Below are 16,874 nucleotides of genomic sequence, written 5' to 3' on the forward strand. Positions count from 1 at the left end.
ACGCACGCTGGAGCGAGGTCCCACGACGTACCCGACGGGTACGCCACACGCTCCAGCGGAGCCACGCGTGGTTTCTTCGGCCCGCCCCTGGCTGACACGGACAACCGATCCAACGAAGGCCGGTACCGCGCGGTCACGCGCCGTACGGGTGAGGGTGCGCCCGAACTCAGATACGGCCTCAGATGCGGCCCCGGCACAGCTCCAGCATCGTCATCGCGAGCGCGGTGCCCGGCTTGCCCAGCGCGGAGCGGTAGTGGGCCAGGATCTCCATCTCGCGGGCCAGGTTCACGCGGCGGCCGCCGGAGGAGATCCGGGACTCCTGGATGACGGCCGAGATGGCCACCCGTTCCTGGATCAGGCCGATGATCCGGTCGTCGAGCGCGTCGATGCGCTCGCGCGCGTCGGCGATCAGTTCCGCGGCGTCGTCCGTGCGCGCGCCGGTCTTGTCGAGCGAGTCGAGTGCGGTCATGGCGGGGGCTCCTCGTTCGGTGAGCGGTGCCCCGGGGCGGCATGGCCCGGAAACGACAGGCGCCCCGGACCTTGTCGGCCCGGGGCGCCTGGGAAGTCGCTTGTCAGTGGCTCAAGCAGCACGACCATGGCAGCCGGACGGGCCCGGTGCCATAGGTAAAGACGTAGATCGGCTGCTTGTGCATGGGGGCAAGTATGGTGCATCCGACCATCCGGGCAACCGTGGGTTCGGATGGTGAGACGAAAGGTCGCGCGGACACGCCGGTAGAATTGGCGTACAGCCCCTCCTCCCACCGCCGGAAGGCCGCCGTAGTGTCATCAGCGAATCCCGCTGCCGCGCCCGACGCCGTACTCGTCGTCGACTTCGGCGCGCAGTACGCCCAGCTCATCGCCCGACGCGTCCGTGAGGCGCGGGTCTACAGCGAGATCGTCCCGTCCACCATGCCGGTGGCCGAGATGCTGGCCAAGAACCCCAAGGCGATCATCCTCTCCGGCGGCCCGTCCTCCGTGTACGAGGAAGGCGCCCCCACCCTCGACCGCGAGATCTTCGAGGCCGGCGTCCCCGTCTTCGGCATGTGCTACGGCTTCCAGCTGATGGCCACGACCCTCGGCGGCACCGTCGACAACACCGGCGCGCGCGAGTACGGCCGTACGCCGCTGCACGTCAGCAAGGTCTCCTCCACCCTCTTCGAGGGCACCCCCGCCGAGCAGCCGGTGTGGATGTCGCACGGCGACGCCTGCTCCGCCGCGCCCGAGGGCTTCACCGTCACCGCGTCCACGGACGTCGTGCCGGTCGCCGCCTTCGAGAACGACGAGAAGAAGCTGTACGGCGTGCAGTACCACCCCGAGGTGATGCACTCCACGCACGGCCAGCAGATCCTGGAGCACTTCCTCTACCGCGGCGCGGGCCTGCGCCCCGACTGGACCACCGGGAACGTCATCGAGGAGCAGATCGAGGCGATCCGCGCGCAGGTCGGCGACAAGCGCGCGATCTGCGGCCTGTCCGGCGGCGTCGACTCGGCCGTGGCGGCCGCGCTCGTCCAGAAGGCCATCGGCTCGCAGCTGACCTGCGTGTACGTCGACCACGGGCTGATGCGCAAGGGCGAGACCGAGCAGGTCGAGAAGGACTTCGTGGCGGCGACCGGCGTCCAGCTGAAGGTCGTCGACGCGCAGGAGCGGTTCCTCGCCGCGCTCGCCGGGGTCTCCGACCCCGAGGAGAAGCGCAAGATCATCGGCCGTGAGTTCATCCGGGTCTTCGAGCAGGCCCAGGCCGAGATCATCGCCGAGGCGCCGGACGACCAGCCGGTCGAGTTCCTCGTCCAGGGCACCCTCTACCCGGACGTCGTCGAGTCGGGCGGCGGTACGGGCACGGCGAACATCAAGTCCCACCACAACGTGGGCGGGCTCCCCGAGGACCTCGAGTTCAAGCTGATCGAGCCGCTGCGCAAGCTGTTCAAGGACGAGGTCCGGATGGTCGGCCAGGAGCTGGGCCTGCCGGAGGAGATCGTCCAGCGCCAGCCCTTCCCGGGCCCCGGCCTCGGCATCCGCATCGTCGGCGAGGTCACCAAGGACCGCCTGGACCTGCTGCGCGAGGCCGACGCCATCGCCCGCGAGGAGCTCACCGCGGCCGGCCTGGACCGCGACATCTGGCAGTGCCCGGTCGTCCTGCTCGCCGATGTGCGCAGCGTGGGCGTCCAGGGTGACGGGCGCACGTACGGCCACCCGATCGTCCTGCGGCCCGTCTCGTCCGAGGACGCGATGACCGCCGACTGGACGCGGATGCCGTACGACGTGCTGGCCCGCATCTCGACGCGCATCACCAACGAGGTGCGCGACGTCAACCGCGTGGTGCTGGACGTGACCAGCAAGCCGCCGGGCACCATCGAGTGGGAGTGACCCCACTCCGGGCGTAGCCGGATGAAGCCGCCGTCCCCCCGAGGGGGCGGCGGCTTCGTCGTACGACGCCGAATGCCGAGCGCTGAACCGGTGGTCCTTCCGTCGCGTATCCATGGGGTGGGGCCGGACAATCGGTTCATGCGGTGGAGAGGCAGGTCGGGGATGGGTGGGCACACGTACCGGACGACGGAGACGGGGGCGCCCCGGGGGATGCGGGCGGCGGCCGCGCGCTACGCGCTGCTGCCCCTGCGGATCTTCCTCGGCGTCACCTTCGTCTACGCCGGGCTCGACAAGCTCACCGACGACCGGTTCCTGGCCGCGTCCGGCGCCGGCTCGGTCGGGGAGCTCATGCGGTCCGTACGGGACTCCTCCGCCGTGCCGTGGCTGGTCGACGTGGCGCTGAAGAACCCGGAGGCGTTCGGGCAGGGCATCGCCTTCGGGGAGCTGGCCGTCGGGGCCGGGACGCTCCTCGGGCTGTTCGCGCGGCTCGCGGCGGCCGGTGGGGCGCTGATCTCGCTGAGCCTGTGGCTGACCGTGAGCTGGCAGTCCGACCCGTACTACTACGGCAACGACCTCGCCTACCTCATGGCGTGGCTGCCGCTGGTGCTCGCCGGGGCGTCCGTGCTCTCCGTCGACGCGGTGCGCGCCACGCGGCGCCGGCGCAGCCGGTAGGCGACCCAGGCGGCCGCGCCCGCGAGACCCAGCCCGCCGCAGAGCAGCGGTAGCACCGCGTACCAGGGCGTGTGCCAGGAACCGGCGGCGTCGCCCGCGTACAGGACGGCGATCGCCATGCCCGTGGCGCCCGCGATCAGCCGGCCCGGGCGGAACTCATGACGCAGCACGGGTGACCTCCACCAGTCCGAGCGCGGCGTTCAGCGTGAGGTGCAGGGTGCCCGCCGGGGGCACGCCCCGGGGCGGCGGGATCGTACGGGTCGTGTCCCGGTCCGGCGCGATGTCGACGTCGTCGGCCGGCTCGGCCGGAAGCCGCACGTCACCGAGGCCCACCTGGGCGTGCACCGTCACGGTCACGTTCCGGGGGACGACCACCTCCAGGCGGCCGGCGCCCACCTCCGCCGAGGTGCTCAGGGTGCGCTTCGGGGGGACGGCCACCTTGGAGAGGTCCACCGTGCCGACGCCGCTGCCCACGGCGTACCGGGGTTGGACGTCCGCGACCGTGGCCGGCCGCCACGTCGTACGGGTCCACTCGGTGTCGATCTGTCGTGGGACGAGGGAGGCGCCCGCCAGCAGCAGCGCCGTCACGACCGTCATGAAGACCGTGCCGAAGCCGGTGCGGCCCAGGAACGAGCTGACCGCGAGGCCGAGGGCGAGGACGCCCAGCGCGCACGCGAAACCCGTCTGCAGGCACGTACCGAGCGGCTGCGACCCCCAGGGCACAGCTGTGCCGAGTGCGCCCGCCAGGAGCGCGAGCAGGAAGACCAGGCCGCCGATCGAGCGCGGGGCGGTGGTGGGGGGTGCCGGTCGCCAGGCGCTCCTGGCCGGGCGGCCGTGGACCGCGCCCTGGGCGCCCGCCGCGTCCTCGGGCCCCCACAGGTAGCCCAGCGGCAGCGGCCCCGTCGTACCGTCCTTGACGATCGGGTCCCGCCACCACGACGGCGCAGCGGGCGGCGGCGGGGCCTGCGTCTCGGGCGGCGCCTCCGCGACGGCGTGCGCCACCGCGTGCGCCGCCGCCGGGGCCTGCGGAACCTCCGCGTCGACCGCCAGCCGGCGCCGCTGGGACCAGACGGCCGCGCCGCTCACCGCTATGACCAGCAGCAGGGAGAAGGAGATGGTGCTGCTGTTGCCCAGCATCGACAGGAACAGCCCGCAGCCGACGAGCGCCATCAGCACGGCCGTCAGCGAGGCGCCGTCGACGCGGCCCGACAGCAGCCGGCGCGCCTCGTTCTCCTCCTCGCCCTCGGCGGTGATCAGCAGCCAGGCGAAGCCGTAGAAGAGCAGGCCGAGGCCGCCGGTGACGGCGAGGACGCCGACCGCCACCCGGAAGATCACCGGGTCGAGGTCGAAGTGCCGGCCGAGGCCGCCGCACACCCCGGCCACCACCTTGTGCCGGCGACGCGCGCGGCGCAGCGGCGGATGGGGGGCGGGCGCGGGCACGCCCGACCCTTCGGGCGCCTCCTCGGGCGGCACGGGAGTCGTGCTGGTCATACGTCCATGGTGGCGGCCCGCGCGCCCCGGCGGCACCGGGGCCGACCCTGGCCCGTCCCTGATATCGCCCCCGAGCCCCGGAAGGCGTTTCCGCGGAGGCGTTTCCGCGGGGAGTGCCCACGGAGGCCTTCTCGGGGAGGCGTTCCCACGGAGGCCTTCTCAGGGCCGCGTAGGGGATCGACCCTGATGTGGGGAGGCCGGATGCCGTGTGACGATCGGACCATGCCCGCCGCCACCCGTCCGCCCGAGACCGACGAACCGCCCGTGCGCAAGCTCTACCGCAGCGCCGACGGGCGGATGCTCGGCGGTGTCGCGCGGGGCCTCGCCGGGCACCTCGGGCTGCCCGTCATCTGGGTGCGGTTCGTCTTCCTCGCCCTCTTCATGGCCGACGGACTCGGCGTGCTGCTGTACGCCGTCTTCTGGATCGTCGTCCCGCTCGGCGTCGGGGGCAGGGCCGCCGAGCCGCGCTCCGTCTTCGAGACCACCTCCGACGGGCGGCGCCGCCTCCGCAAGCCCGACAAGGGCCAGATCGTCGCCCTCATCGCGCTGACGATCGGCGCCGGCGCCTTCGTCAGCAGCGTCAACCTGGGCGGCGAGGCGAACCGGTACGTCTGGCCGATCCTGCTCGTCGGGGTGGGTGTCGTCCTGGTGTGGCGCCAGGCGGACAACGCGCGCCGGGCCCAGTGGACCCGTTCCGGCCGCCGCAAGCGCCTCTTCCAGCTCGCGCGCGGCCTCGCGGGGGTGGCCCTCGTCGGCATGGGCCTGACCGTCTTCATGGTGGTGCGCGGCTCGGCCGCGCAGCTGGGCACCGCGCTCACCGCCGCCATAGCCGTACTGGCCGGCATGGCCCTGCTCGCCGGGCCCTGGCTGGTGCGGATGTCGCAGGACCTCTCCGAGGAGCGGACCATGCGCATCCGCGCCCAGGAGCGCGCCGAGGTCGCCGCCCACGTCCACGACTCCGTCCTGCACACCCTCACCCTCATCCAGCGCAACGCCGACGACCCGGGCGAGGTCCGCCGCCTCGCCCGCGCCCAGGAGCGCGAGCTGCGCAACTGGCTGTACAAGCCGGAGGGCACCGGCAAGGACGAGGACCAGGAGCCCGAGACCCTCGCCGAGGCCGTGAAGCGCACCGCCGCCGAGGTCGAGGACACGCACGGCGTCCCCCTGGAGGTCGTGGTCGTCGGCGACTGCCCGCTGGACGAGAGGCTGGCCGCGCAGATGCAGGCCGCGCGTGAGGCGATGGTCAACGCCGCCAAGTACGGTGGCGGGGGCGGGGCCGTACAGGTGTACGCCGAGGTGGAGGGCCGTACCGTCTTCGTCTCCGTACGGGACCGGGGGCCCGGCTTCGACCTGGACGCGGTGCCCGCCGACCGGATGGGCGTACGAGAATCGATCATCGGCCGGATGCAGCGCAACGGCGGCACGGCGCGGCTGCGGTCGGTGCCCGGGGACGGCACCGAAGTGGAGCTCGAGATGGAGAGGGCGGACGACGCATGACCGAGGAGACGACGGCTTCCACGGAAGCTGCGGAGCGGCGGGTGCGGGTGGTGCTCGTCGACGACCACCGGATGTTCCGCACCGGCGTCCGGGCCGAGATCGGGCGGACCGAGACGACCGGCGTCGAGGTGGTCGGGGAGGCCGCCGACGTCGACGAGGCCGTCTCCGTGATCACCGCGACCCGCCCCGAGGTGGTCCTCCTCGACGTCCACCTGCCGGGTGGCGGCGGCGTCGAGGTGCTGCGCCGCTGCGCGCCGCTGATGGCCGACGCCGAGAACCCCGTCCGCTTCCTCGCGCTGTCGGTCTCGGACGCCGCCGAGGACGTCATCGGCGTCATCCGGGGCGGCGCCCGCGGGTACGTCACCAAGACGATCACCGGCACCGACCTGGTCGACTCCGTCTTCCGGGTGCAGGACGGCGACGCGGTGTTCTCGCCCCGGCTGGCCGGGTTCGTGCTGGACGCCTTCGCCTCGACGGACGCCCCGCCCGTCGACGAGGACCTGGACCGGCTGACCCAGCGGGAGCGCGAGGTGCTGCGGCTGATCGCGCGCGGGTACGCGTACAAGGAGATCGCCAAGCAGCTGTTCATTTCGGTGAAGACGGTCGAGTCGCACGTCTCGGCGGTGCTCAGGAAGCTCCAGCTGTCCAACCGGCACGAGCTGACCCGCTGGGCGACGGCGCGCCGCCTCGTCTGAGTCTCCCGGGTCTCCCGAGTCCCCGGTCCGCGGGTCCGTCCGCGGATATCGGTACATAACCGGGGCAACCCGCACGGTTCCGGTCCCCTCCTACAGACCGTGATGAGCCTGACGGGTACGCCCTTCTTCGTGACCGCGATCCTGCTGGCCGTGATCGCGGTCCTGCTGCCGCTGGCCCTGTGGACCCGGCTGCGCGGACCGGCGCTCGTGCGGGGCGCGCTGCGGCTCGGCATGGTCGCCTTCGCCCAGCTCACCGCGATCGTCGTGGTCTTCGTCGCCGTCAACAACGCCAACCGTCTGTACGACGGCTGGGGCGACCTCCTCGGCACCAGCGACCACGTCGACGCGGCGATCGACCTCGGGCCCGACGGCACGGGCGGCAAGCGCGTCGCCGACCTGCCGCAGGTGCGGCAGGCCTTCGAGCCGGTCGACGACCCCGGCATGGGGGAGGGCGTCCGGCGCACCACCCTGAAGGGCCGGATCTCCGGGGTGGAGGCCGAGGTGTACGTGTGGCTGCCGCCGCAGTACGACGACCCGGCGTACAAGGACCGGAAGTTCCCGGTGGTCGAGCTCCTCTCCGGCTTCCCCGGCTCCCCGAAGTCCTGGTTCGGCAGCCTGCACGCGAGCAGGCAGCTGGAGCCGCTGATGCGGCAGGGCACGGTCGCGCCGTTCATCCTGGTGTCGCCGCGCACCACCCTGCTCGGCGACACCGACACCGGCTGCGCCAACGTCCCGGGCAAGGTGAACGCCGACTCGTGGCTCAGCATCGACGTGCGCCGGATGGTCGTGGACACCTTCCGCGCCCTCGACACGCCCGACGGCTGGGCCGTAGCCGGGTACTCGGCGGGCGCGCACTGCGCCGCGAAGCTGGCGGTGGCGCACCCGGACCGGTACGGGTACGCGATCAGCATGTCCGGCTACAACGACCCCGCCGCCGAGCCGTCCTCACTCACCGGCCGCGATCCGGAACTGCGGCACCGGCACAACCCGCTCACCCTCCTGAAGGCGGCCGCGACGCCGCCCAGGATCACGATGCTGTTCACCGGGAACGGGAACGACGGCTTCCAGCAGGGCCTGGACCTGCGCGCCGTCTCCCGGCCGCCGACCCGGATCGACGTCCGCCAGGTCGCGGGCGGCCACCGCACGGCCTCCTGGATGCGGGAGGTGCCGTCGGTTTTCGAGTGGCTGACGGCACGGATGGGGGCCGGCGCTTCCGGGGCAGGGGCGCAGGGTCCCGGAGGTCCCGGCGGCACCGGAGGTCCCGGCGGCACCGGCCGTCAGGGAGCCAGCGAGATGTCCACCTTCTCCGACACCCGCCGGTAGCCGATCCCGGCGTAGATCCGCTCGATCGACGCGTCAGCCGGCTCCAGCCACACCAGCCGGCAGCCGCGCGCGAAAGCCGTCGCCGTCAGGTACGCCGAAAGGTTCCCGCCGATGCCCCGCCGCCGGTGGCTCGCCGCGACCGCCAGCCCGGCGAGCTCGCTCAGCCCGTCCACCGGCACCGAGCAGCCGCCCGCCCCCACCGTCGTACCGTCGGCGGTGTCCGTGGCGATTCCGGCGACACCGCCGCCCGCCGCCGCCGTGCGCAGCCAGCGGATCGCGCCCGCGTTCGCCTCGCCGGTCCCGCCGTACGCGAGGTTCTGCACCGAGGCGGCCGCGGCGTACGCGGCGTCGTCCGCCGGCTCGTCGAAGGCGATGCCCTCGACGGGCCCCGGTTCCCGCAGCCCGCCCGGCGCGCACGCCATCAGCGGCGCCCGCCGCTCGACGGTGAACCCGGCCGCCAGCAGCGCCGGTTCGAGCTCCGGCGCGCAGGCCGGCTGGAACTCCAGGCGCGGCACCCGCTCCAGCTCCCGGAAGGCCGCCACCAGTTCGTCGATCTCCGCCTTGGTGGGGGCGGCGCCCGCGTCGGGGATGGCGTAGTTGGCGGGCGGGATGTCCCAGTCGGGGTTGTAGCGCAGGACGAAGGGGCCCACGCGGCGGTGATCGGGGGACCGCAGCGCCAGCGTGCGGACGCAGTCCTGGAGGTCGTCGGCGATGCCTTCGGGGATGCCTTCGCGGGTGCCTTGGGGGATGCCTTCGGGAGTGTCGCGATCCATCGTCATGGATCCGGGACCCTACGCGACCCGGGTCGCCCCCGCCCACGGCATTTCGTCGATCGGCGCGATCCTCACGGGTGCGCCGGGCCGCGGGGCGTGGATCATCTTGCCGTCGCCGATGTAGAGACCGACGTGACTGACCCCGGAGTAGAAGAACACCAGGTCACCGGGGGCGAGCGCGGAGCGTGGGACGCGCTGTCCGGCGTTGATCTGGGTGTACGTGGTACGGGGCAGGGCCACCCCGGCGGAGCGCCACGCGGCCTGCGTGAGCCCCGAGCAGTCGAAGGCCGACGGCCCGGTCGCGCCCCAGACGTACGGCTTGCCGAGGGCCCCGTACGCGTACGACACGGCCTGCGCGGCGCGTGCGTTGGGCGCCTGCCGTGCGTGCGTCGGCGGGGGGTTCCCGGCCGTCGGGCCGGAGTCCGTGTCCGTGCCCGCGCCCGCGCCGGGGTTCTCGTACCGGGCGCGTTCGGGGGCGGACAGCCGGCCCAGGAGGCGCTCGGCGGCGGCGAGCTTCTGCTGGACCATGGCCTTGTGGCGGCGCAGTTCGGCCTGGCGGGCCTCCAGTTCGCGCAGGTGGCCGCCGGATTCGGCGCGCAGCTGCGCGATCCCGGCGAGCTCGCGGCGCACGGCGGCGATGGCGTCGGCCTGGCGGGTCCCGGCGCGCTCGGCGAGGGCGGCGCCCTCCAGGTAGGCGTCCGGGTCGGTGGAGAGGGCGAGCTGGAGGGCGGGGTCGAGCCCCCTGTGCCGGTACTGGGCGGTGGCCACCGAACCGAGCGCGTTACGGGTGGCGGCGAGCCGCTCCGTCCGGCGGGCGGCCTCGTCCCGCAGGGCGTCCAGCGAGGAGCGTGCCTTGTCGGCCTGCTCCTTGGCGCCGTTGTACCGCTCGGTGGCCTCCTCGGCCTCCCGGTGCAGCCGGTCCACCTCGGTCCTGATCTGGGCGGGGGAGAGGCGGGGCTCCGCGTGCCCGGTGCCGCCGAGGACGGTGGCGGTCGCCGCCCCGGCGAGGACGAAGCCGGCGGCGGTGCGCCCGGCCGCCGATCCGTTCAGGGATCTCTGCCGGGGCTTGCGGTGCTTGCGGTGCTGCGGAGGTTCTGGGTGAGCTGCCACGAGGGCGGGTCACTTCCCTTCCCTGTCACGTGTGGGTGGGGTGGCCGGCCGCCGCCCGGGAGTCGGAAGACGGCGGTGGGAGAACCGGCCACCTGGGGGAGGACGCTAAGCCCGCCGGTCACGGCGGTGAGGGGGAGTGACCGCAATTGCCCGCAGGTGAGAGTTCGGAGGCGGCTTCCGTCGGCGGCGACGCACCTGGAACCGCGCATTCCGTATCAACTGTGACCGAGGCGACGAATGAGGCAACCCCGGCCGGGGGCCGGTGCTATGGCCCCGGTTAGGCTCCGGCGCATGGACGTACTCATCAATGTCTTCGTCGCGCTGCACATCATCGGTATCGGCGCCCTGCTGGGCGGCTTCCTGTCCCAGATGAAGGCGATGGGCGCGGGCACGGCGCGCTTCAGCCCCGGCATGCTGCACGGCGCGCTGACCATGCTGGTCACGGGCGTGGCCCTGGTCGGGCTGAACCAGGCCGACGACCAGACCGTGAACAACATCAAGATCGGCGTGAAGCTGGCGATCCTGGTCGTCATTCTCGGCCTGGTCTACGTCAAGCGGGACGAGGAGACGGTCGAGAAGCCGCTCTTCGGCGCCGTGGGCGGCCTCACCGTCGCCAACATCTTCATCGCGACGCTCTGGACCTGAGGCCTGAGGTCTGAGGTCTGAGCCCGGGGTCTTTCGGGGTCTCTCTTACGCGGGGCGCACGCAGCCGGACACCGGCATGGAGTGGACCGGCTCCTCGCGTACGTTCATCCCGGGCCGCGGGGCGTGGATCATCACGCCGTCGCCCTGGTAGATGCCGACATGGCTGATGTCGTCGTAGAAGAACACCAGGTCGCCGGGGCGCAGCTCGTCCATGGAGACGCGCGTGCCGACGTGGGCCTGTTCCCAGGTGGTACGCGGCAGGTCGACACCCGCCGCCTTCCAGGCCGCCTGGGTCAGGCCGGAGCAGTCGTACGAGCTCGGGCCGGCCGCGCCCCACACGTACGGTTTGCCGAGCTGGGCGCGGGCGAAGGCCAGCACCTTGTCGGCTTTGGCCGCGGCGCGATCGGGGCCGGTATCGGCCTCGCGGGCTTCCGGTGCGTACGTCGGCTCGTGCGCCGGTTCGTACGACGGCGCCTCCGCGCGGGTTTCCGCGAGGGCCTCCGTCCGGGCCAGCAGGGCGCGCGCCTCCGCGAGCTTGCGCTGCACCGTCCGCTTGCCGGCCCGCAGCGCGTCGGGGGTCTTCGCCGACTCGCCCTGCCGCGCGGCGGGCTCCGCTTTCGCCACCTCGACGACTTCGACGCCATCGCCGACGGGCTGGACGGGCTGGACGGGCTGGACGGGCTGGACGGGCTGCACGGGCTGCACGGGAGTGGCGTACCGCTGCGCCTGCGTACCCGTGCCGGCCTGCCGGTAGAGGTCGTCGACCTTTCTCTGCACCTCCTCGACCGTCGGCCGGCCCGGTGCGACTTCGGCGGACTGGGCGGACTGAGCGGACAGCAGGGTCGTGACCGAGGCGATGGCGGCCGTCGTGACCCCGACGGCGGGGGAATTCGTACCAAACGAACCAAACGTACCGAACGTGCGGGTGGTGCTGCTGCGCGGCTTGCGATGCGACGCCAAGGCCGGCATCTCCTTCCGTAGGCCGCCTACCGGGTCAGCCGGCGGGTTCGGGCGAACGGAAGGTGCCCTACGGCCTGCGGAAACGGCCGATTCACCCCATGGTGCATGGTTGGGTCCCCGGTTCCAACTCCCGTGCGGGGAGAGCGGATTCGGCGTGGGCGGTCCGATCGGCGTGGTTCGCCGATGAGGGAACGGTCCGCTTGGTCGGCACGCTAGCCAACGTGTGGTGGTGCTGTGAAGGATGATGTTCGATATGCCGGATACATTTTCGTGACCTTTACCCGGCGCTTATGTGTGGTCGCGGTGAGCGACGAAACCGGTTCGGCCCCGACTGTCAGTGGGGCGGCCTAGACTCGATAGGCGATGAGCAGCCTCTTTGACGACAGCTTCCTGGCGGACCTGCGGAACCACACCTCCGAGGAACCGCCGCCGCCCCCCGAGGACGCCGAGGACCACGCCCCGGCCCCGGAGGAGGTCCCGCACGACCTCTTCGGGGACCGCTTCGACGTGCCCCCGGCCCGGGACGCGTACCACCGCGACGGCGCGCCGCGCACCGTCGTGGACCCCGCCGCGCTGCTGGAGGGGCTGAACGACCAGCAGCGCGCCGCCGTCGTCCACACCGGCTCGCCGCTGCTCATCGTCGCCGGTGCCGGCTCCGGCAAGACCCGGGTGCTGACCCACCGCATCGCGCACCTCCTGGGCACCCGGCACGTGCACCCCGGCCAGATACTGGCGATCACCTTCACCAACAAGGCCGCGGGCGAGATGAAGGAGCGCGTCGAGCAGCTCGTCGGCCCGCGCGCCAACGCCATGTGGGTGATGACCTTCCACAGCGCGTGCGTGCGCATCCTGCGCCGCGAGTCGAAGAGGCTCGGCTTCACGTCGTCCTTCTCGATCTACGACGCCGCCGACTCCAAGCGCCTCATGGCGCTGGTCTGCCGCGACCTGGACCTCGACCCGAAGAAGTTCCCGCCGAAGTCCTTCAGCGCCAAGATCTCCAACCTGAAGAACGAGCTGATCGACGAGGAGACCTTCGCCGACCAGGCCGCTGGGGGCACCTCCCAGGCCGAAGGCCTAGGGGGAGGCTTCGAGAAGACGCTCGCCGAGGCGTACCGCATGTACCAGGCGCGGCTGCGCGAGGCCAACGCCCTGGACTTCGACGACATCATCATGACGACGGTCCACCTGCTGCAGGCGTTCCCGGACGTCGCCGAGCACTACCGCCGCCGCTTCCGCCACGTCCTCGTCGACGAGTACCAGGACACCAACCACGCGCAGTACACGCTCGTACGCGAGCTGGTGGGCACCGGTTACGAGGACCTGGACCCGGCCGAGCTGTGCGTCGTGGGTGACGCCGACCAGTCGATCTACGCCTTCCGCGGCGCGACCATCCGCAACATCCTCCAGTTCGAGGAGGACTACCCCGACGCGACGACGATCCTGCTGGAGCAGAACTACCGCTCCACGCAGACCATCCTCTCCGCCGCCAACGCGGTGATCGAGCGCAACGAGAGCCGCCGCCCCAAGAACCTGTGGACGAACGCCGGCCCCGGGACGCGGATCATCGGGTACGTCGCGGACACCGAGCACGACGAGGCGCAGTTCGTCGCCGACGAGATCGACCGGCTGACGGACGCGGGCGAGGCGAAGGCCGGCGACGTCGCGATCTTCTACCGGACGAACGCCCAGTCCCGTGTCTTCGAGGAGATCTTCATCCGCGTCGGCCTGCCGTACAAGGTCGTCGGCGGCGTCCGCTTCTACGAGCGCAAGGAGGTCCGGGACGTCCTGGCGTACCTGCGCGTGCTGGCGAACCCGGAGGACAGCGTCCCGCTGCGCCGCATCCTCAACGTGCCCAAGCGGGGCATCGGCGACCGCGCCGAGGCGATGATCGAGGCGCTCGCGCTCCGCGAGAAGATCACCTTCCCGCAGGCGCTGCGCCGCGTCGACGAGGCGTACGGCATGGCGGCGCGCTCCGCGAACGCCGTGAAGCGGTTCAACACGCTGCTGGACGAGCTGCGCACCATCGCCGAGTCCGGCGCCGGACCGGCCGTGGTCCTGGAGGCGGTCCTGGAGCGCACCGGATACCTCGCCGAGCTGCAGGCCTCCACCGACCCGCAGGACGAGACCCGCATCGAGAACCTCCAGGAGCTCGCCGCCGTGGCCCTGGAGTTCGAGCAGGAGCGCGGCGACAACCCCGGTACGCTCGCCGAGTTCCTGGAGCAGGTGGCGCTGGTCGCCGACTCCGACCAGATCCCGGACGAGGACGAGGAAGGCTCCGGCGTCATCACGCTGATGACGCTGCACACCGCCAAGGGCCTGGAGTTCCCGGTGGTGTTCCTGACGGGCATGGAGGACGGCGTCTTCCCGCACATGCGCGCCCTCGGCCAGACCAAGGAGCTGGAGGAGGAGCGGCGCCTGGCGTACGTGGGCATCACGCGCGCCCGCGAGCGGCTCTACCTCACGCGGTCGTCGATGCGCAGCGCGTGGGGCCAGCCCTCGTACAACCCGCCCTCGCGGTTCCTGGAGGAGATCCCGGCCCAGCACCTGGAGTGGAAGCGCACGGGCGCGATGGCCAAGCCGTCGTCCGGCGGCCCGGCCTCCGGGATTACGGCCTCCCTGTCGTCCTCGCGGTCCCGTTCCGGCCCGTCGGGCTTCGCCACGCGGCGTACGACCGACAAGCCGGTGATCGCGCTGGCGGTCGGGGACCGGGTGACGCACGACCAGTTCGGGCTCGGCACCGTGATGGCGGTGACGGGCGCGGGCGGGGACGCGCAGGCGACGATCGACTTCGGGGACGACAAGCCGAAGCGGCTGCTGCTGCGGTACGCGCCGGTCGAGAAGCTCTAGCCGGCTGAACCGGCTGAACCGGCTGCCGGTTCAGCCGGTCGGGTCGAGACCGTGGCTGCGCAGCCACGGCAGCGGGTCGATCGGGGAGCCGCCGCCGGGACGTACCTCGAAGTGCAGGTGCGGTCCGGTGGAGTTGCCGGAGTTGCCGGAGTACGCGATGACGTCACCGGCCTTGACCTCGCCGGACCGGATCTTGGTGCTGCTGAGGTGGCAGTACCAGGTCTCGGTGCCGTCCTTGGCGGTCACGATCGCCATGTTCCCGTAGGCGCTGTTCCACTGGGTGCGTACGGTGCCGTCGGTGGCGGCCATCACGGGCGTGCCGTACTGCACGGGGAAGTCGATCCCGCTGTGCAGGGACATCCAGTTGACGCCGGCCTGCCCGTAGTACGCGCTGAGCTGGTGCAGCTTGACGGGGAGCGCGAACTTGGGGCGCAGCGCCTCGCGGCGCGCGGCCTCCTCCTCGCGCTTCTTGCGCTCGGCCTCCTGGCGGTTCTTGAGGTCGATGCGCTCCTGGGTGCGACTGGCGCGGTCGCCGAAGTCGCGGGCGTCGGCGCTGAGCGCGGCGAGCTGGGTGTCCAGGGCGCTGTTGGCGGCGGCGACGGTCTTGACGGAGGAGGGGTCCTCGGCGGTCACCGGCTTGGCCTCGGCCTTCTGCTCGCCTCCGGTGAGGCCGCTGACGGAGGCCGCCGCGATTCCGGCGACACCCATCACGCAGGCGGACGGCACGGCGACGGTCAGGAGCGCGGAACGTTTCGCGGGGGTACGCCGTCGGCCACGGCCGCCGCCGCCTCCGCCGGAGCGGCGGGCGGGACGGGGGACGACGGGCGCGGCGACGGTCGCGGCGTCGGCCACGGCCTCCGCGTCGTGCGCCGGTTCCTGCTCCGGTTCTTGCTCCGGCTCGGGGGCTTCGTGAGGAGCTTCCGGCTGGAGGGCCTCTGCCGAGGCGTAGTCGTACTGCTCCGGTACGAACGTCTCGGTGGGCGCGTAGTGCCAGGCGGTGGCGTCGTAGGCGGCGGTGTCGTACTGCGGCTGTGCGCTCTGCGGCTGTTCGGTCTGCTGCTGGTCGTTCTGCGGCTGGTTGTTCCAGGCGCCGGCGTCCCACTGGCCGGTGTACTCGGAGTACTCGACGTAACCGGTGGTGGCGTCGTCCCACTGCGTGGTGTCGTACTGGCCGCTGTGGCCCGCGTCGTAACCGTTCTGGTAACCCGCGGTGTCATAACTCGCCTGCTGGGTACCGTCATAGGACCCGGGGAGGGCGCCGAAGAGCGGGTCGGTCGCGAAGGCACCGGTGTCATAGGCACCGGTGTCGTACGTGCTGGTGGTGTAACTGCCAGTGCCGTAGCTGCCCGTGGTGTAGGCGTCGTCTCCGACGTACCCGGCGTGGGGGTGCTGGTCGTTCACCAACTTCTCTCTCGCCTCGGCAGCAGGACCAGGTCTGGGCGCGGCCCCGGGATGGGGAACCCCAGAGGGGAAAGCAGTGGGCGCGACTGTACCCGGCGGTACGCGCAAGCGACAATCTTCCGAGAGTCTCGGGTCCGAGGGAAACGGGCATTCAGCCGCCTTTCGGCGGAGTACACACAGAGCCTTGGCCGTACGTTCGAAATCCGTTCGATGGTTGTGGCGTTGCGTTCACGCCACCGACACGGAATCCGCCATTCCGGCGGTCGGCTCCTCGGACTCCAGCACCTGGCGGACCGAGGCGGCCACCGCCGGGTGGACCGGGAGCGCCAGGTGGCCGATCCCGGTGACGCGGACGTTCTCCGTGATCAGGTCCGGATGGCGCAGGCACGCCGTCTCGGCGGGGACCATCACCTGGTCGAGATCGCTCCAGAAGCTCACGAAACGCGTACGGCACCGGGGCGCGGGCTCGTCCAACTCCCGCAGGACGGACGAGCCGGGACGCATCTGCCGGACCAGGGAGTGGGCGCCGGCCAACGGGGCGAAGGCGGTGCCCGCGTGCGGTGTGCCCAGCGTGACCAGCGTGCGTACGCGCCGGTCGCCGCCGAGCCGCTGCACGTAGTAGCGGGCGATCAGCCCGCCGAGGCTGTGCCCGACCACGTCCACCTCGGGGTGGCCGGTGCGGGCGCAGACGTCCTCGACATGGCGGCCGAGCAGGGCGGCGGCGGTGCGCAGATCGCAGGTGAGAGGGGAGTAGTTGAGCGACTCCAGGTGCTGGAGCGGCCAGCCGGACCGGGCGAGGGAGCGGCGCAGCGGCACGAAGACGGAACGGTTGTCGATGAACCCGTGCAGCAGCACGACGGGCGGCCGCCCGCCCGCGACCGCGGGCGGAGGAGCGGGGCGGCGGCGTTCCGGGGCGACACCGGTGGGGTAGAGGACCAGGTGGCAGGCGAGGATGGCCAGCTCCAGGGCCGTGGCCTTGAACAGCGCGATGACCCTCATGGCCGACCTTGCCCTCCCGCACCGGCACACGAGGCACCGCGCCACGCCGCGCCGACGTGAGGATTCCCCTCACAAGCATGTCCCACGTGTGATTTCC

General features: G+C 72.2%; 15 protein-coding genes and 1 riboswitch. Of the genes, 7 read left to right on the forward strand and 8 right to left on the reverse strand.

Translation table 11 applies throughout. The annotated features are described in order from the left end of the window. Positions 1-178: 178 nt before the first annotated feature. The gene (locus ACIRNI_RS08870; RefSeq protein ID WP_403549607.1) at positions 179-469 is read right to left on the reverse strand and encodes a chorismate mutase; all 291 of its coding nucleotides are present in this window, start codon (positions 467-469) and stop codon (positions 179-181) included. Between the two features lie 311 nt (positions 470-780). Here ACIRNI_RS08870 and guaA point away from each other — a divergent pair, with 311 nt between their 5' ends. Then, entirely contained in the window at positions 781-2,364 is a 1,584-nt protein-coding gene (guaA, locus tag ACIRNI_RS08875) for a glutamine-hydrolyzing GMP synthase (RefSeq protein WP_355366035.1), read from the forward strand. 162 nt (positions 2,365-2,526) lie between these two features. Further along, entirely contained in the window at positions 2,527-3,036 is a 510-nt protein-coding gene (locus tag ACIRNI_RS08880; protein ID WP_403549610.1) for a DoxX family membrane protein, read from the forward strand. On the opposite strand, the gene ACIRNI_RS08885 is transcribed toward ACIRNI_RS08880, so the two are convergent. Together ACIRNI_RS08885 and ACIRNI_RS08890 are read right to left on the reverse strand one after the other, a co-directional pair. After that, positions 2,943-3,206: a hypothetical protein gene (locus ACIRNI_RS08885; protein ID WP_403549612.1), complete on the reverse strand. Its 264-nt coding sequence runs from the start codon at positions 3,204-3,206 to the stop codon at positions 2,943-2,945. The two genes, ACIRNI_RS08880 and ACIRNI_RS08885, sit on opposite strands and share 94 nt — an antisense overlap. Next, positions 3,193-4,527, reverse strand: coding sequence for a PspC domain-containing protein (locus tag ACIRNI_RS08890; protein WP_403549614.1), 1,335 nt, complete (start codon positions 4,525-4,527; stop codon positions 3,193-3,195). The genes ACIRNI_RS08885 and ACIRNI_RS08890 overlap by 14 nt, the downstream gene beginning before the upstream one ends. A gap of 222 nt (positions 4,528-4,749) precedes the next feature. On the opposite strand from ACIRNI_RS08890, the gene ACIRNI_RS08895 reads away from it, so the two are divergent. The 3 genes from ACIRNI_RS08895 (at position 4,750) to ACIRNI_RS08905 (ending at position 8,042) form a co-directional block, all read left to right on the forward strand. Further along, positions 4,750-6,024 (forward strand): PspC domain-containing protein, encoded by a 1,275-nt coding sequence (locus tag ACIRNI_RS08895; protein ID WP_356646921.1) that lies wholly within the window; start codon positions 4,750-4,752, stop codon positions 6,022-6,024. Continuing rightward, entirely contained in the window at positions 6,021-6,719 is a 699-nt protein-coding gene (locus ACIRNI_RS08900) for a LuxR C-terminal-related transcriptional regulator (RefSeq protein WP_403549616.1), read from the forward strand. Before ACIRNI_RS08895 ends, ACIRNI_RS08900 begins: the two co-directional genes overlap by 4 nt. Before the next feature lie 102 nt (positions 6,720-6,821). Further along, positions 6,822-8,042, forward strand: coding sequence for an alpha/beta hydrolase (locus ACIRNI_RS08905; protein ID WP_403549618.1), 1,221 nt, complete (start codon positions 6,822-6,824; stop codon positions 8,040-8,042). Here the strand turns inward: ACIRNI_RS08905 and ACIRNI_RS08910 are convergent. Together ACIRNI_RS08910 and ACIRNI_RS08915 are read right to left on the reverse strand one after the other, a co-directional pair. Continuing rightward, positions 7,997-8,815 (reverse strand): GNAT family N-acetyltransferase, encoded by an 819-nt coding sequence (locus ACIRNI_RS08910; RefSeq protein WP_403549885.1) that lies wholly within the window; start codon positions 8,813-8,815, stop codon positions 7,997-7,999. The two genes, ACIRNI_RS08905 and ACIRNI_RS08910, sit on opposite strands and share 46 nt — an antisense overlap. 18 nt (positions 8,816-8,833) lie before the next feature. After that, positions 8,834-9,925: an NlpC/P60 family protein gene (locus tag ACIRNI_RS08915; protein ID WP_403549620.1), complete on the reverse strand. Its 1,092-nt coding sequence runs from the start codon at positions 9,923-9,925 to the stop codon at positions 8,834-8,836. A gap of 291 nt (positions 9,926-10,216) precedes the next feature. On the opposite strand from ACIRNI_RS08915, the gene ACIRNI_RS08920 reads away from it, so the two are divergent. After that, complete coding sequence (locus ACIRNI_RS08920) at positions 10,217-10,570, forward strand: hypothetical protein (protein WP_403549622.1); 354 nt, start codon at positions 10,217-10,219, stop codon at positions 10,568-10,570. Between the two features lie 45 nt (positions 10,571-10,615). Here ACIRNI_RS08920 and ACIRNI_RS08925 read toward each other — a convergent pair whose 3' ends face one another. Next, positions 10,616-11,539 (reverse strand): C40 family peptidase, encoded by a 924-nt coding sequence (locus ACIRNI_RS08925; RefSeq protein ID WP_403549624.1) that lies wholly within the window; start codon positions 11,537-11,539, stop codon positions 10,616-10,618. Next, a riboswitch (cyclic di-AMP (ydaO/yuaA leader) is annotated at positions 11,538-11,695 on the reverse strand. It overlaps the preceding gene by 2 nt. 198 nt (positions 11,696-11,893) lie before the next feature. On the opposite strand from ACIRNI_RS08925, the gene pcrA reads away from it, so the two are divergent. After that, the gene (gene pcrA, locus ACIRNI_RS08930) at positions 11,894-14,377 is read left to right on the forward strand and encodes a DNA helicase PcrA (protein ID WP_403549625.1); all 2,484 of its coding nucleotides are present in this window, start codon (positions 11,894-11,896) and stop codon (positions 14,375-14,377) included. A gap of 30 nt (positions 14,378-14,407) precedes the next feature. Here the strand turns inward: pcrA and ACIRNI_RS08935 are convergent, their stop codons facing one another. Both ACIRNI_RS08935 and ACIRNI_RS08940 read right to left on the reverse strand, forming a co-directional pair. Next, complete coding sequence (locus ACIRNI_RS08935) at positions 14,408-15,778, reverse strand: M23 family metallopeptidase (RefSeq protein ID WP_403549627.1); 1,371 nt, start codon at positions 15,776-15,778, stop codon at positions 14,408-14,410. Between the two features lie 228 nt (positions 15,779-16,006). Then, positions 16,007-16,777 carry an esterase/lipase family protein gene (locus ACIRNI_RS08940; RefSeq protein ID WP_403549629.1) on the reverse strand — a complete coding sequence of 257 codons (771 nt, stop codon included), beginning with the start codon at positions 16,775-16,777 and terminating at the stop codon, positions 16,007-16,009. Between the last annotated feature and the right edge of the window lie 97 nt (positions 16,778-16,874).

Source organism: Streptomyces sp. NPDC093546, assembly GCF_044765045.1.
In the GTDB taxonomy this organism is placed as follows: Bacteria; Actinomycetota; Actinomycetes; order Streptomycetales; family Streptomycetaceae; genus Streptomyces.

Coding starts and splice junctions, on each gene's coding strand:
- ACIRNI_RS08900 (WP_403549616.1), top strand. CDS start 6,021: ATGACCGAGGAGACGACGGCTTCCACGGAAGCTGCGGAGCGGCGGGTG.
- ACIRNI_RS08925 (WP_403549624.1), bottom strand. CDS start 11,539: ATGCCGGCCTTGGCGTCGCATCGCAAGCCGCGCAGCAGCACCACCCGC.
- ACIRNI_RS08880 (WP_403549610.1), top strand. CDS start 2,527: ATGGGTGGGCACACGTACCGGACGACGGAGACGGGGGCGCCCCGGGGG.
- ACIRNI_RS08910 (WP_403549885.1), bottom strand. CDS start 8,815: ATGGATCGCGACACTCCCGAAGGCATCCCCCAAGGCACCCGCGAAGGC.
- pcrA (WP_403549625.1), top strand. CDS start 11,894: ATGAGCAGCCTCTTTGACGACAGCTTCCTGGCGGACCTGCGGAACCAC.
- ACIRNI_RS08895 (WP_356646921.1), top strand. CDS start 4,750: ATGCCCGCCGCCACCCGTCCGCCCGAGACCGACGAACCGCCCGTGCGC.
- ACIRNI_RS08940 (WP_403549629.1), bottom strand. CDS start 16,777: ATGAGGGTCATCGCGCTGTTCAAGGCCACGGCCCTGGAGCTGGCCATC.
- ACIRNI_RS08905 (WP_403549618.1), top strand. CDS start 6,822: ATGAGCCTGACGGGTACGCCCTTCTTCGTGACCGCGATCCTGCTGGCC.
- ACIRNI_RS08870 (WP_403549607.1), bottom strand. CDS start 469: ATGACCGCACTCGACTCGCTCGACAAGACCGGCGCGCGCACGGACGAC.
- ACIRNI_RS08920 (WP_403549622.1), top strand. CDS start 10,217: ATGGACGTACTCATCAATGTCTTCGTCGCGCTGCACATCATCGGTATC.
- ACIRNI_RS08890 (WP_403549614.1), bottom strand. CDS start 4,527: ATGACCAGCACGACTCCCGTGCCGCCCGAGGAGGCGCCCGAAGGGTCG.